General features: G+C 66.2%; 15 protein-coding genes, 1 other RNA gene and 1 riboswitch. Of the genes, 7 read left to right on the top strand and 9 right to left on the bottom strand.

The annotated features are described in order from the left end of the window. The first annotated feature begins 330 nt into the window (after positions 1–330). Positions 331–1233, top strand: a complete 903-nt coding sequence (locus NCR37_RS03195; protein ID WP_502800479.1) for a cobalamin-binding protein — start codon at positions 331–333, stop codon at positions 1231–1233. A gap of 7 nt (positions 1234–1240) precedes the next feature. Here NCR37_RS03195 and cobC read toward each other — a convergent pair whose 3' ends face one another. The 6 genes from cobC to NCR37_RS03165 are packed head-to-tail and all read right to left on the bottom strand — an operon-like array spanning position 1241 to position 7313. Beyond that, positions 1241–1810 (bottom strand): alpha-ribazole phosphatase, encoded by a 570-nt coding sequence (gene cobC / locus NCR37_RS03190; RefSeq protein ID WP_250471532.1) that lies wholly within the window; start codon positions 1808–1810, stop codon positions 1241–1243. Beyond that, a complete protein-coding gene (locus NCR37_RS03185; RefSeq protein ID WP_250471530.1) occupies positions 1795–2556 on the bottom strand; it encodes an adenosylcobinamide-GDP ribazoletransferase in 762 nt (253 codons plus the stop codon). The genes cobC and NCR37_RS03185 overlap by 16 nt, the downstream gene beginning before the upstream one ends. A gap of 1 nt (position 2557) precedes the next feature. After that, complete coding sequence (cobT, locus tag NCR37_RS03180; RefSeq protein WP_250471528.1) at positions 2558–3610, bottom strand: nicotinate-nucleotide--dimethylbenzimidazole phosphoribosyltransferase; 1053 nt, start codon at positions 3608–3610, stop codon at positions 2558–2560. Between the two features lie 12 nt (positions 3611–3622). Further along, entirely contained in the window at positions 3623–4402 is a 780-nt protein-coding gene (locus tag NCR37_RS03175; protein WP_250471527.1) for an ABC transporter ATP-binding protein, read from the bottom strand. After that, positions 4399–5415, bottom strand: coding sequence for a FecCD family ABC transporter permease (locus NCR37_RS03170; protein WP_250471847.1), 1017 nt, complete (start codon positions 5413–5415; stop codon positions 4399–4401). The genes NCR37_RS03175 and NCR37_RS03170 overlap by 4 nt, the downstream gene beginning before the upstream one ends. Before the next feature lie 26 nt (positions 5416–5441). Then, complete coding sequence (locus NCR37_RS03165; protein ID WP_502800478.1) at positions 5442–7313, bottom strand: TonB-dependent receptor domain-containing protein; 1872 nt, start codon at positions 7311–7313, stop codon at positions 5442–5444. An 85-nt stretch (positions 7314–7398) separates the two neighbouring features. Further along, positions 7399–7693: riboswitch (cobalamin riboswitch) on the bottom strand. A gap of 228 nt (positions 7694–7921) precedes the next feature. Here NCR37_RS03165 and NCR37_RS03160 point away from each other — a divergent pair. From NCR37_RS03160 to NCR37_RS03140, 5 genes are all read left to right on the top strand, one after another. Next, on the top strand, positions 7922–8311 hold the full coding sequence (locus NCR37_RS03160; protein WP_248321487.1) for an ATPase: 390 nt from the start codon (positions 7922–7924) through the stop codon (positions 8309–8311). Continuing rightward, on the top strand, positions 8308–8622 hold the full coding sequence (locus tag NCR37_RS03155) for a cell division protein ZapA (RefSeq protein ID WP_159835490.1): 315 nt from the start codon (positions 8308–8310) through the stop codon (positions 8620–8622). The genes NCR37_RS03160 and NCR37_RS03155 overlap by 4 nt, the downstream gene beginning before the upstream one ends. 105 nt (positions 8623–8727) lie before the next feature. Beyond that, positions 8728–8910: non-coding RNA, 6S RNA (gene ssrS / locus NCR37_RS03150), on the top strand. Between the two features lie 92 nt (positions 8911–9002). Next, complete coding sequence (locus NCR37_RS03145; protein WP_250471525.1) at positions 9003–9473, top strand: EVE domain-containing protein; 471 nt, start codon at positions 9003–9005, stop codon at positions 9471–9473. A gap of 103 nt (positions 9474–9576) precedes the next feature. Beyond that, the gene (locus NCR37_RS03140) at positions 9577–10266 is read left to right on the top strand and encodes an SIMPL domain-containing protein (protein WP_502800481.1); all 690 of its coding nucleotides are present in this window, start codon (positions 9577–9579) and stop codon (positions 10264–10266) included. A 44-nt stretch (positions 10267–10310) separates the two neighbouring features. On the opposite strand, the gene lgt is transcribed toward NCR37_RS03140, so the two are convergent. Both lgt and NCR37_RS03130 read right to left on the bottom strand, forming a co-directional pair. Continuing rightward, complete coding sequence (gene lgt, locus NCR37_RS03135; protein WP_250471523.1) at positions 10311–11207, bottom strand: prolipoprotein diacylglyceryl transferase; 897 nt, start codon at positions 11205–11207, stop codon at positions 10311–10313. Between the two features lie 36 nt (positions 11208–11243). Further along, positions 11244–12200 carry a LysR family transcriptional regulator gene (locus NCR37_RS03130; RefSeq protein ID WP_250471514.1) on the bottom strand — a complete coding sequence of 319 codons (957 nt, stop codon included), beginning with the start codon at positions 12198–12200 and terminating at the stop codon, positions 11244–11246. Between the two features lie 106 nt (positions 12201–12306). Between NCR37_RS03130 and ilvD the strand changes: the two genes are divergently transcribed. Continuing rightward, positions 12307–13980, top strand: a complete 1674-nt coding sequence (gene ilvD / locus NCR37_RS03125) for a dihydroxy-acid dehydratase (protein WP_250471512.1) — start codon at positions 12307–12309, stop codon at positions 13978–13980. A 78-nt stretch (positions 13981–14058) separates the two neighbouring features. Here the strand turns inward: ilvD and NCR37_RS03120 are convergent, their stop codons facing one another. Next, on the bottom strand, positions 14059–14409 hold the full coding sequence (locus NCR37_RS03120; protein WP_250471510.1) for a DUF2486 family protein: 351 nt from the start codon (positions 14407–14409) through the stop codon (positions 14059–14061). Positions 14410–14457 lie beyond the last annotated feature (48 nt).

The following is a 14457-nucleotide window of genomic DNA, read 5'->3' as shown; positions in this document are numbered from 1 at the left end:
CATGCGCCGCCGTCTTCGGGATGGATCGCGCGCCGACCGTCAGCGGCCACAGCACCGCTCCGGACGCTTGCAGCGCCACGGAGATCGCCGGATGAATGCGCGCTTTTGCACCCTGCGTCTTTTCGCATGCGCCGCCGTCTTCGGGATGGATCGCGCGCCGACCGTCAGCGGCCACAGCACTGCTCCCGACCCTTCCAGCGCCACGGAGATCGCCGGATGAATGCGCGCACACGTCTCTTCTCATGCGTCGCCGGCTTCGCGATGGAGCGGACTGACCGTCAGCCACACCGGCGTCCCCTCGACGCTTCCCGCGCGCACGAAAATCGCCACATGAACGCGCGCAAGTGGACCCGCTATGCAGCCACATGCGCCGCCCTCTTCGCGATGAATCAAGCCTACGCGTCGCTGACCGTCACGGACGACACCGGCGCTGCCGTGACGCTCGCCGCGCCCGCGACGCGCGTCGTGAGTCTCGCGCCGCATGTCACCGAGTTGCTGTACGCGGCGGGCGGCGGCGCGCGCATCGTCGGCACGGTGAGCTATAGCGATTATCCAAAGGAAGCGCTGTCGATCCCGCGCGTCGGCGACAACAAGGCGCTCGATCTCGAGCGAATCGTCGCGCTGCATCCGGATCTGATCGTCGTATGGCGGCACGGCAATGCGGCGCGTCAGACGGATAAGCTCAAGGCGCTCGGCATCCCGCTCTTCTTCAGCGAGCCGAAGCATCTGGCGGATATCCCCGCGAGCATCGACAAGCTCGGCGCGCTGCTCGGCACGCAAGACACGGCGCGCGCCGCTTCGACGGCTTTCACGCGCGATATCGCGGCTCTGCGCGCGCAGTACGCGCAACTGCCGCCGGTGCGCGTGTTCTATCAGGTGTGGGACGATCCGCTGATGACGCTCAATCGCGACAACGTGTTCAGCGAAGTGATCGGGCTATGCGGCGGCGTGAACGTGTTCGCTGCCGAAGCGCCGCGCGTGCCGACCGTTTCGACCGAAGCCGTGCTCGCCGCGAACCCCGAAGCGATCGTGACCGCGACGCCCGGCGCGACGAAGCCGGACCGCCCGTTGCCTGCGCTCGACCGGTGGAAGCAGTGGACGTCGCTGACGGCGGTCGCGCGTGACAATCTGTTCGGCATCGACGGCGATCTGATCAATCGGCCGACGCCGCGCCTTGCGCTCGGCGCGGCGCAGCTTTGTCGTGATCTGGACGTGGCGCGGAAGCGGCGTTAAGAAAGCGCTACGCATTCCACCGCACGAGCCCCCACGCCGTACCGAACCGACGAAGCTGCACAATCCCACCGAACGCGAGCGGCCATTGCAACACGCTCGCCCGATCCACCCTGAGCAGTTGCGCCGCGAGCACCCGCACGACGCCCGCGTGCGCGACCACATGCACCGCGTTCGACGCGTTCGCGCGCGCCTCATCGAACCATCCCGTCACACGCTCGCTGAACTGCGCGAGACTCTCGCCGCCGTGCGGACGCGCGTGCTCGATATCGGCGGCCCACGCGTCGATGAGCGCGCGGTCGATATCGTTCCACGCGCGACCTTCCCATGCGCCGAAATGCAGCTCGGAAAGCCGCGCGTCGATGCGGGCGGCGCCGAACGCCTCGGCCAGCAAAGCGCATCGACGTAAAGGGCTCGTGTGCCATCCATCGACGCAAGCGGGAACATCGAGCGAACGCATGCGCGCGTCGAGTTCATGCGCCGAAGCCCGCGCATCGCGGGCAAGCGGCACATCGGTCTGGCCGTAGCAGACGCCTTCATCGACGGCCACAGCCGGGTGACGTATCAGTACGAGGTCCATGCGAGCCCGACGAGATAGATCGCGATTTCGAAAACCTGCTGCGCGCAGCCGAGGCAATCGCCCGTATAACCGCCGATGCGCCGCACGAAGTAGCGGCCCGCCATCAGGCGCAGCAACGCGAGCACGGCTATCGCGACGCAGGCGAACTTCCAGCCGAAGCAAAAGAGCCACGGCACGCCGAAGAGCATCGCGATCGCGAAGGACATCGCGCTCATGCGCTGCGCGACCGGCTTCGCCTTGCCTTCGGCGCGCACGTAATCGAGCGTGACGAGATAGCTGATCGCGAACGCGCGGCTCGCGGCGTGCGCGGCAGTCATCAGGATTCCTGCACGCATCGGCGGCAACGCCGCAAGGCTTTGCCACTTGAGCGCGAGCGCAATGACGAGCGCGATCGCCCCGAACGCGCCGATGCGCGAATCGTGCATGATGCGCAGCACGTCATCGCGCGTGTAGCCGCCGCCGAAGGCATCGGCGCAATCGGCGAGTCCGTCTTCGTGGAAAGCGCCGGTGAGCAGAAGCGTCGCGGCCATCGAAAGCAGCACCGCGATGCCTGCCGGAAACACGCGCAGCGCGGCGAGATACACGAGCGCCGCGACGCCGCCGACCATCGCGCCGACGAGCGGAAAGTACCGCGCCGCCGCGTTCAGATAGTCGCGCTCGAAGCCGACCCAGCGCGGCACCGGCACGCGCGTGAAATAGCCGAGCGCGGTGAAGAAATAGCGCAGTTCGTCGAGCGGCCGGTTCATGTCAGGCTTGTTTGTTCGAGACGCCCGCCGCATCGAAGCTCGCCATCTCGTCGACGAAAGCCACGGCCGCGCGCAGGATCGGCAGCGCGAGCGCCGCGCCCGTGCCTTCGCCCAGACGCATGTCGAGTTGCAAGAGCGGCGCGGCGTCCAGATGCGCGAGCATGCGCCGATGCCCCGCTTCGTTCGACGCATGCGCGAACACGCAGTACTCGCGCACGTCCGGCGCGATCCGCGACGCGACGAGCAGCGCGGAAGTCGCGATGAAGCCATCGACGAGAATGGTCATGCGCGCTTCTGCCGCCGCGAGATACGCGCCCGTCATCATCGCTATTTCGAAGCCGCCGAACGTGGCGAGCGTGTCGATGGCGTCGCCGCTCGCCGCATGCGATGCCAGTGCGCGCCCGAGCACATCGCGTTTATGCGCGAGGCCGCGATCGTCGAGGCCCGTGCCGCGACCGACGCATTCGTCGATAGGCAACGCGCACAGGCGGCTCATCAGGCACGCCGCCGCCGACGTGTTCGCGATGCCCATTTCGCCGAAGCCGATCACGTTCGTCCCGAGCGACGCGTGATGGCGCACGCGCGCAGCGCCCCGCGCGATGCCTTCGAGCGCCGTCTCGCGCGACATCGCCGCCTCGCGCGCGAAGTTGCGCGTGCCGAGACCGAGCGACAATCGCTCGTAGCCGTGGTCGACCGGAATGGGCGTCGCGACGCCCGCATCGACCACTTCGAGCGCCATGCCGACGGAGCGCGACAACGCGTTAATCGCCGCGCCGCCCGCCAGAAAGTTCGCAACCATCTGCGCCGTCACTTCCTGCGGATACGGACTGACGCCTTCGGCCGCGATGCCATGATCGCCCGCGAAGACGATCATCGCGGGCCGCTCGATGCGCGGCTTCGTCGTCTGCTGGATCAATCCCATTCGAAGCGCGAGCGTTTCGAGCCGGCCGAGGCTGCCGGGCGGCTTCGTCTTCATGTCGATGATGCGGCGCAGCTCCGGTTCGATGCTGCGGTCGAGCGGGCCAGGCTTGGGCAGCGCGTGGGCAGTGAACATCGGCGTTCCTCGTCAGAAAGGGTGAAGCGAAGGCACGAGCGCTTCGTGCTCGCCATCGCGAAGCAGGACCAGCGGATAGCCGAACGCCGCGCTCGCGCGCGCGGGCGTCAGCACGTCGGCGACAGGACCGACATGCGCGCCGCCCTTGCCATCGAGCAGCAGCGCGTGCGTGGCGAAGCGGCGCGCGAGATTCAGGTCGTGGCACGAAAAGACGATCGCGCGTCCTTCGTCGCGGGCCGCTGCGGCGAGCGCATGCAGGCAGTCGATTTGATGATGCAGGTCCAGATGCGCGAGCGGTTCGTCGAGCAGCAAGAGCGGCGCTTGCTGGCAGAGTGCAGCGGCAAGCGCGACGCGCTGCCGTTCGCCGCCGGAGAGCGTGAGCACGTCGCGCGAAGCCAGGTCAGCGAGACCGAGCGCCGCAAGCGCGGCGTGCGCGGCGGCGCGGTCGTCTTCGCTTTCCCAGCCCCATCCCGTCAGATACGGAAAGCGGTTGAGCAGCACGGTGTCGAGCACGGTCGCGCTGAAGGCGTCGTGCGTGCTTTGCGGCATCAGCGCGCGTTCGCGGGCGAGGTCCGCCGCGCGCCACGACGCGAGCGCGCGGCCGCCGAGCGTGATCGCGCCCGACGCGGGCTTGGCGAGTCCCGCGAGCACGCCGATGAGCGTGGTCTTGCCCGCGCCGTTCGGCCCGGCGATACACCACACTTCGCCCGCCGCGATGGTCGCGGAAAGGCCATCGACGAGCGTTCGGGCGCCCGCGCGCAAGACGAGATCGTGGATAGTGAGCGGCTTCATCGCGGCCTTCGCAGCAGCATCCACAGGAACACGGGCACGCCGATCAGCGCCGTGACAACGCCCACCGGCAACTGCGCCGGCGCGATGACCGTGCGCGCGGCAAGGTCCGCGCTCATCACGGCGAGGCCGCCCGCCAGCGCGGCGGCCGGCACGAGCATGCGCTGGTCGTTGCCGAACGCGAGCCGCAGCAGATGCGGCACCACGAGCCCGACGAAGCCGATGGTTCCCGCCGTCGTCACCGCAGCCGCCGCCGCGAGCGATGCCACCAGATAGACACGCAGCCGCACGCGTTCCACCGGCACGCCGAGCGAACGCGCCGTGGCCTCGCCGCGCAGCAGCACGTTCAGCTGCGGCGCGCACGGCACGATCAAGGCAAGCGCCACGCCGAGCGCGATCATCGCGGGCCAAGGCGTCGATGCGCCGTTGAGGTCGCCGGTCAGCCAGAAGATCATGCCGCGCAGCCGGTTCTCCGGCGCGATGCTGAGTATCAGCGTGATAAGCGCGCCCCAGCCCGCCGCGACCACGACGCCCGTGAGCAAGAGCCGTGGCGAAGCATCCTGTTCGCCGTGCCACACGTGCGTGCGGGCGAGCCCGAGCACCAGAACGATGGATGCGAGCGCGCCCGCGCACGCAGCGAGATCGACGCCCCACCACGGCATCGACGCGAGCATCGCGGAAAGCGCGAACGCAGCCGCGCCGCCGGACACGCCGAGCACGTAGGGTTCGGCGAGCGGATTGCGCAGCAGCACTTGCAGCAGCGCACCGGCGAGCGAAAGCAGCGCGCCCGACGCGAAGCCCGCGAGCGCGCGCGGCAATCGCAGGGTCAGCACGATTTCATCGGCGATGTCGGGCGTGGCCGCGTGAGCGTGCAGCAGCGCGGCGATGGCGCGCGACGGTGGCAGCGCGACGCTGCCGAGCGCGAGCGACGCCGCCAGCACGATGACAGCGGCCAAGCCCAGCGCGAGCCAGATCGCGGCGGCGCGGCCTGCGTGCATCGCCTTTATCGCCTTCATCGGGCGGCGCGCGTCAGCGGCGTGGCTCACGACGGATGCCAGCCGATCGTGACGTAAGCGCCGCGACGCGGCGTGTTGTACGAGTAAGCCAGTTCATAGTTGCGGTCGAACAGGTTGTCGATGCGCGCATTCACGTACCACGACTTCGTGATGTCGTACTGCGCGGACAGATTGACGACGCCGTAGCCCGCGAGCGTCGAATCGTAATCGCTGCGCGCGCCGCTCACGATCCACTCACCGCCCACGCGCCAGCGTCCGATAGAGCGATGCGCCGACAGCGACGCGAAGCGCCGCGCGCGACGCGTGAGATCCTCGTGATTCGTCTCGTCGACGGGATTCTGGAAGGTGACGCTCGCGCGCATGTCGGTCGCGCCCACGTGTCCCGCCCACGCTCCCTCGACGCCCTGCACCTTCGCGCGCCCCACGTTCTGCGCGGTATAGAAGCCGCTGCTGTCGCCCACGTAGTCGATCAGGTTCGAATAGCGCGTCTCGAACGCTGTCACGCGAACCACGCCGATCTTGTCCGACGCGTACTGCAACGCAGCCTCGGCCGAATGGCTGCGCTCCGGCTGTATCGACGGATTGCCGCTCAACGGATAGTAGAGATCGTCGAAGCTCGGCGCGCGGAACGACGCCGCGTAACTCGCGCTCGCGCGCCAGTGGGAGTCGAAGTTGTACGCATAGCCCAGATAGTAGCTGTTCGCGCCGCCGAAGTCGGAATACTGGTCGCGGCGCACGTTGGCCTGCACTTCGCTCGGACCGAAGCGGCCGACATAGCCCGCGAACGCCGAGTTCACATGCCGGTCGGGCGCGCTGAACTGATCCGAATCGAGCGACTGGTCCAGATGCTCGTAGCCGAACACGAACTTGTGCGCGTCCGTGAGCCGGAAGTCGTTCTGCCACAGATACTGATGATTCTCCGAGTTGAAGCGGCTCGTGTAGACGCCGTTCTTCTCGATGTTCGCGCGGTCTTGTCCCTGCGCGATGGTGAAGTGCGTCGTCCAGTTGTCGGTGAGCGTGCCGTTGGCGAACACCGACGCCGAGCGCACGCGATCATGCGATTCGTTGAGATCGGTCGGCACGCCGTAGGGATCGTCGAAGCTGTTTACGCCGTTCGATTGCAGAAAGCGCACGCCTGCGTCCCACTTGTCGCTGAACTTGTGGCGCAGCGTCGCGGCGACGCTTTCGTTCAGGTAACCGTTCGCGTTCGGATTCGCGGCGGGCGCGAGCGCGGGATTGATCGCCGAGAAGCCGTCGGTCTTCTCGCGCGACACGTTCAGGCTGAACGTGGTGCGGCCCTCGGCATCGAGCGCGCCGTCGACGCCCGCCGACTGCCGCTGAGTGTGATAGCTGCCGTATTCGGCTTCGAAGTGAAAGCGCGGCGGATGTGCTTCGCCCTCCTTCGTGAAAATCTGCACGACGCCGCCGATCGCGTTCGACCCATACAGCGCCGACACGTTGCCGTTGACCACTTCGACGCGGCCGGTCTGATCGAGCATCAATTGCGACAACTGGGCCGCGCCCAGAGAGACCGATTCGACGCGCACGCCGTCGATCAGCACGAGCGATTGCGTCGACGACGCGCCGCGTATGAAAACGCCCGAGGTCGCGCCCGGCCCGCCGTTGCGCGTGACCTGCACGCCGGGCGCGAGCGCGATGAGACCGAGCACATCGTCCGCATTGCTGTCGGCGATGTCCTCTGCGTCGAACAGCGTCGCCTGCGGGATGGAATGGGCGAGCGGTTGCGCGCTGCGCGTCGCCGTAACGACGACGGGCGCGAGTGTCTGCGACGGAGAATCGGAATCGGCGTGCGCGGCCTGGGCAAGCGGCGCACTCGCGGCGGCGCACATCACGACGCGCGCCGCGCGACGAATGAGGCCGGACGAAGGCAAGACCATGTGTGAAGCGTTCCCGTTGGAGACTGGCGCGTGCCCTGCTCCCCGCGAGGTCTGTGCGCGACGCGCGCGCCGCTTCGCAAAGCATCGGCGCGCTGGACGATTGGCCGGTATCCGGGCTGGCGACGCATCGTCCCGCCTTCCCGCGCTTCGAAGCGCAGTGGCGCCGACACGTTTCTTGCAGTCGCGTCTCTGATGGCAAACGACCACGGAACAACGAGAAGAAACGCGCGAGGGACGACTTGCAACTTGCGTTGCGGTCGCTTACCGTTGCGGGGGCAGCACAGGTTGGCGAGCCGCGCGAGGCGAGACAACGCTTCCTGTTTCCCGTTTGACTGCGCCGCAAGAAAGGCGGCGCGAGCACCAAAAGTGCGGCAAGTGTAGGAGCGCGCATGGGGGCCGTCAAGAAGGCGCGCGCCCCGTCATCGCGAGGCCCGAACGACGCCGAAGCGTCGTCAGCCGCGCATCCGAGTGCGTCACGCGCGGCCATTCCGCACATGAATACGCGGCGATGCGCGCAAGATCGCGTGTTGTTACGTCTCGAAACGAGACAATTATCGGAAGCACCGTTGAACCGCGCTAAAATGCCAGGTCTTTAGAGGACGCAGCACATGCTCAACGAACTCGAATCACTGTCAGGGAACATCGGCCGGCTGATCAAGATCAGCGAGCGCCACAATCAGGCGCGTCTCGCGCTCGAAGCACAAATCGAACAGTTGCGCGCCGATTACGCCAGCGTTCAGGCCGAACTCGCGCAGGTTCGCCACGAGCGCGACACGCTGCAAGGCGAACGCGATTCGCTGTCCGCGAAGATCGACGACGCGCAAGTGCGCCTCAACGCGATCCTCGAAAAGCTGCCGCGCGGCAAAGCGCATCATGCCGAGAGCGACAATCAGCTCGATCTTCTGAACGCCGAATCCAGCGCGTCGCGCGAAGCGCAGCACGAACATGCGCACGCGGAAGAAGTGCACGGCGAGCATCATCAAGGAGAGAAGGCATGACGACCACGCAGATCGAAGTATCCATTCTCGGCCAGCAGTATCGCCTCGCGTGCTCGCCGGAGACCGAGGCCGCGCTGCGCGAAGCCGTGGCCCGCGTCGATGCCGAAATGAACAAGGTACGCAACGCAAGCAGCGTGCGCGGCACGGACCGCATCGCGGTGATGGCCGCGCTTTCGCTGGCGTCCGAATTGCTCAGGCTGCAGGAAAGCGTGCGCCACGGCGAAGCGTTTCCCGCCGAGGAAATCCGCCGCACCATGCATTCGATGAACGAGCAGCTCGGCGCTGTCATTGCGCAATACGAAGCGCACTGACGGTGATGCGCTGATCTAATCAGCGTCGCGATATCCATCAAAAAAAGATACCGCGAGAAACGCAGGCAAGGGGCTGCAAGGACCAAACGTTTGGTGTACAGTGAGGTCTCCCTGCCTGGTACGCCAAGGTCATATATTCCTTGAACCAATGCTACATTGGCACGGTTGCGGAACGTTGCAGCACGGGCGCGCGCGTCACTCTGTCTGATGTACCCGAAGTGTTGCTTACCGCGACCAATCTTGAACCCAGGTTCAGGATGCCGGCCTAGCGGCTGAGGCGGGGACCTTATTCATAGAAGCACGAACGGCATCGGTTCTTACCGGTGCCGTTTTTGTTTGCATCGACCGAACCTGCACGCATACTCCTTCACGCCGAATCCATGCGCTACTGGCTGATGAAGTCCGAACCGGACGAAGCGAGCATCGATCATCTCGCGCACGCGCCCAAGAAGACGCTGCCGTGGACCGGCGTGCGCAACTATCAGGCGCGCAACTTCATGCGCGACCAGATGCAGATCGGCGACGGCGTGCTCTTCTATCATTCGAGCTGCCCCGAGCCCGGTATCGCCGGAATCGCGAAGGTCTGCTCGACCGCGTATCCCGATCCCACGCAGTTCGATCCCAAGAGCGCCTATTACGATCCCAAATCGACGCAGGACACGCCGCGCTGGATGCTCGTGGATGTGAGCTTCGTGAAGAAGACGCGGCTCATTCCGCTCGCCGAACTGCGCGAACATGCGCAACTCGCCGGGATGCAAGTGCTCGCGCGCGGCAACCGGCTGTCGATCACGCCCGTCACCGAGGACGAGTGGCGCTTTATTACCGAACGCCTCGTCGAGAGCAGGAACTAAGGACCCGAACCGGACGCCTAAGTGCGGTCGCGAATCACGCGACGCCTTGCGTTGGAGTCCTTCGATGATGAACAAGAAAACAGCCGCCGCCCTCGCCCTCGCGATGTCGAGCGCCACTCTCTGCTATTGCGCGTCGGCCGCCGCGCAGACGGTTATCGCCAATCCGCAGCCCGCGGGCGTGCTCTCGCTTTCGGCGCAGGCGAGCGCGCAAGTGCCGCAGGATGTCGTCACCATCACGCTCTTTTACGAGCAGGAAGCCGCCGATCCTTCATCGCTCACCGCGACGCTCAATCAGCGCGCCGAAGCCGCACTGCGCGAGGCGAAGGGTGTCGATGGCGTGACCGCGAAAAGCGGCTCGTTCACCGTGTATCCGTCCACCGACCGCGACGGCAAGATATCCGCATGGCGCGGACGCACCGAGATCGTGCTCGAATCGCACGACTTCGCGGCGGCCTCGAAGCTCGCGGGCAAGATGAGTTCCTCGATGCAAGTTGGCAACGTCACGTTCTCGCTGTCGCCGGAAGCGCAGCGCGCCGCGGAGCAGAGGCTTTCGACGCAGGCCATCGATTCGTTCCGCAAGCAGGCGCAAGCCGCTTCGCAGGCGTTCGGCTACAGCAGCTATTCGATTCGCGAGGTGAACGTCGGGCATAGCGGCGTGGCGCCGCGCCCGGTGATGATGATGCAGTCGCGCGCCATGGGCGCCGACGCCAAGATGGCCGCGCCGATGGCGCTCGAAGCCGGCACGACGACCGTCACTGTGGATGTGTCCGGCTCGGTGCAGATGGGCCGCTGATCGAGCGAGGTAAGCGGGACCGCATGGCGCGGCCCCGCACGAAATCACGCCGCGTTCGCCGCCACGCGCCGATGCCGCTTGTACGCCCACACCATCATGATGACGCCCACGACGATCATCGGCAGCGAAAGCCACTGGCCCATCGAGAGGCCGAGCGCGAGCAGGCCGAGATAGTCGTCCGGTTCGCGGGCAAATTCCACCGTGAAGCGCGCGAGCCCATAACCGATCAGAAAGAGCGCGGAAATGGCGCCGACCGGGCGGGGCTTGCGCGAAAACGTCCAGATCACGATGAACAGCACGATGCCTTCGAGCGCAATCTCATACAGTTGCGACGGATGGCGCGGCAGCATGTGATAACGCTGGAAGATTTCCGTCAGGTGCCACTGCGCGTCTAGTTGCGGGTTCTTCGCGAGCCAGACGGCGTCGTCGTTGGTCGAATTCTGGAACAGCATCGCCCAGGGCGCGGCAGGGTCGGTCACGCGGCCCCACAACTCACCGTTGATGAAGTTGCCGAGACGCCCCGCCGCGAGGCCGAGCGGCACCATCGGCGCGACGAAATCCGTCACTTGCAGCCACGTGCGTTTGCGCTGGAAGGCGAACAGCACCATCGCGAAGGTCACGCCCAGAAAGCCGCCGTGAAACGACATGCCGCCTTCCCACACCTTGAAGATATCGAGCGGATGCGCCGCGTAATAGCTCGCCTTGTAGAACAGCACATAGCCGATGCGCCCGCCCAGAATCGTGCCGAGCACGCCGTAGAACAGCATGTCGTCGATGTCCTTCGCGCTCCAGCCTTGCGCGGCCACGAACGGCAGCCGCAGGCGCAGCCGTCCGATGACGATGGCGGAAATGAACGCGACCAGATACATGAGGCCGTACCAGCGCACGGCGAGCGGTCCGAGATGAATCGCGACGGGATCGAAATTGGGGTGAATGAGCATCGTAGAGTTCTGGAGCCAAGCGAAGTCAGGCACGAATCATAAAGCAGAGACGGCGGCGGCCCGCGCGCGCACGATATCGATGAAGCCGGCGAGCACCGGGCTCACCTCGGCCGCGCGCCACACGAGGCCGGTTTCGACGACCGGCGCATCGGCCACCGGCCGCAGCGGACGATACACCACGCCCGTGCGCCGCAGATGCCGCAGCGACTGCGGCACGAGCGCGACGCCCATGCCGGCGGATACGAGGCTCACGATGGTCTGCATCTGGATCGCCTCCTGCCCGATGCGCGGCGTCAGGCCCGCCACGCCGTAGCAGCCCATAATGATGTCATACAAACCCGGCGCGAGACGCCTCGGAAACACGACGAGCGGCGCGGCGGCGAGATCGCGCAGATCGACGGGCGTGTCGGCCCATTCCGCCGCGCCCTGCTGCAACCGCTCGGCGGCATCGGCGGACATCGCGACGACGAGCGGCTCGCGGGCAATCGCGAGATACGACAGCGACATCGCGTGGCGCGGCGGCAGCGGCGGAATGACGAGCCCCGCGTCCACGCGCCCGGCGACGAGTTCTTCGATCTGCACGTCGCTCGTCGCTTCGGTCAGTTGCAGCCGCACGCCGGGATAGCGCGCGCCGAAATCGCGCAGGAGCGCCGGCAACAGCCCGTAGTCGGCGGTGGACACGAACGCGAGCGACAGCACGCCCGCCTCGCCGCGAGAAAGCGATTGCGCGAGCGGACGCAGCGCATCGGCGGCGGCGAGTATGCGCCGCACCTCCGGCAGCAGATCCTTGCCGACCGGCGTCAGTTCGACCGTGCGCTTCGTGCGCGCGAAGAGCGCGACGCCGAGCGCGTCTTCGAGCGCGCGGATCGCCTGGGAAAGCGGCGGCTGCGTCATCGCGAGGCGCGCGGCGGCGCGGCCGAAGTGCATCTCCTCCGCCACGGTCACGAAGTAGCGCAGCAAACGCAGTTCGATCGGCGCGTTTCGCTCGTCCATCGATATTTTCTCCGACCTAATAGACCCTGAATAATATATTGGACAGACACAAGCCGACGCTGCATTCTTGCGCCACTAGACAAAAGAATCTTCAAGGAGCCCCAACATGGCCTTTAATCGCCGCTCGAAAAACGTGACGCAGGGCGTCGCGCGTTCGCCCAATCGTTCGATGTACTACGCCCTCGGCTACAAGGAAGAGGATTTCGACAATCCGATGATCGGCGTCGCCAACGGCCATTCGACCATCACGCCGTGTAACGCCGGCCTGCAGCGCCTCGCCGATGCCGCCATCGCGGCGATCAAGCAGTCCAACGCGAATCCGCAAGTGTTCGGCACGCCGACGATCTCCGACGGCATGTCGATGGGCACCGAAGGCATGAAATACTCGCTCGTGTCGCGCGAGGTGATCGCGGACTGTATCGAGACGGCCGTGCAAGGTCAGTGGATGGACGGCGTCGTGGTGATCGGCGGCTGCGACAAGAACATGCCGGGCGGCATGATCGGCTTGGCGCGCATGAACGTGCCGGGCATCTACGTGTACGGCGGCACCATTCGTCCGGGCAACTGGAAGGGCAAGGATCTGACCATCGTGTCGTCGTTCGAGGCGGTCGGCGAGTTCACGGCGGGCCGCATGTCGGAAGAGGACTTCAAGGGCGTGGAGAAGAACGCGTGCCCGTCCACCGGCTCGTGCGGCGGCATGTACACGGCCAACACCATGAGCTCGTCGTTCGAGGCGCTCGGCATGTCGCTCTTGTATTCGTCGACGATGGCGAACCCCGACGACGAAAAGGTCGTCTCCGCCGCCGAATCGGCGCGCGTGCTCGTTGAAGCGGTGAAGAAGGACCTGAAGCCGCGCGACATCATCACGAAGAAGTCGATCGAAAACGCGGTCGCGCTCATCATGGCGACGGGCGGCTCGACCAACGCCGTGCTGCACTACCTCGCCATTGCGCACGCGGCGGAAGTGGAATGGAGCATCGACGACTTCGAGCGCATGCGCAAGAAAGTGCCGGTCATCTGCGACCTGAAGCCCTCGGGCCAGTATGTCGCGACGGACCTGCACAAGGCCGGCGGCATCCCGCAAGTGATGAAGATCCTGCTCGACGCGGGTCTCTTGCACGGTGACTGCATCACGATCACCGGCCGCACGCTCGCCGAAGAGCTGAAGGACGTGCCGGGCAAGCCGCGCGCGGATCAGAAGGTCATCTACCCGATCGAGCAGGCGCTCTACAAGGAAGGCCACCTCGCCATTCTGCGCGGCAATCTCGCGGAAGACGGCGCGGTCGCAAAAATCACGGGCCTCAAGAACCCGGTCATTACCGGCCCGGCGCGCGTGTTCGACGACGAGCAAACCGCGATGGAAGCGATTCTCGCCGACAAGATCAAGGCCGGCGATGTCGTCGTGCTGCGCTATCTCGGCCCGCAGGGCGGCCCGGGCATGCCGGAGATGCTGGCGCCGACATCGGCGATCATCGGCAAGGGGCTGGGCGAATCGGTCGGGCTCATCACCGACGGGCGTTTTTCCGGCGGCACGTGGGGCATGGTGGTCGGCCACGTCGCGCCCGAAGCGTTCGCGGGCGGCACGATCGGGCTGGTGCAGGAAGGCGACTCCATCACCATCGACGCGCACAAGCTGCTGCTTCAACTGAACGTGGACGACGCGGAAATCGCGCGCCGCCGCGCCGCCTGGAAAAAGCCCGCGCCGAAGTACACGCGCGGCGTGCTGGCGAAGTTCGCGGCGCTCGCGCTGCCAGCGAATCGCGGAGCGGTGACGGGCTGACGCTGATCGACTACATTCGCTGATGCAAGCAAAAGGGGCGCTCGATGCGCCCCTTTTGTCGTTCCGGCAACGCGAGGCTCAGCCGCCCCGCTGCCGCTGCAACTCTTCCTCGACCGCCACGGCCACCCACTCGCGCATCTTGCTTTCGAGCGCCAGCGACACTTCGCGCGTGATCTCCTGCACCATCTTCGCCGAATGCTCGCGCAGCACGTCCTGGCAACGCGCCTCGATGATTGCGCGGGCATCGCCGCTCAGAAACTGCGTGACACGGCCTTGCAGGCGCTCGCCGACGCGCTGCGCCTCGTAAGCGGCCGCCGCGTCGTTGACGCCCGCGGCGCGCGCGAATTCCGGCTTGCCGGGCACGACGACCTCGGTGAGAACGGGAATGGACGAATCGAAAGATTCGGGCGTGTGCGTGTTGTCGGTCATGATGTCGGATGGTCTCTCAGTGGTCTCCACGCGCCGATGCTAACGCGG

This window comes from Caballeronia sp. GAFFF1, assembly GCF_023630705.1.
Classification (GTDB): domain Bacteria; phylum Pseudomonadota; class Gammaproteobacteria; order Burkholderiales; family Burkholderiaceae; genus Caballeronia.
Note: the sequence above shows the minus strand (reverse complement) of the source record. Positions and strands in the feature narration are given on the sequence as shown.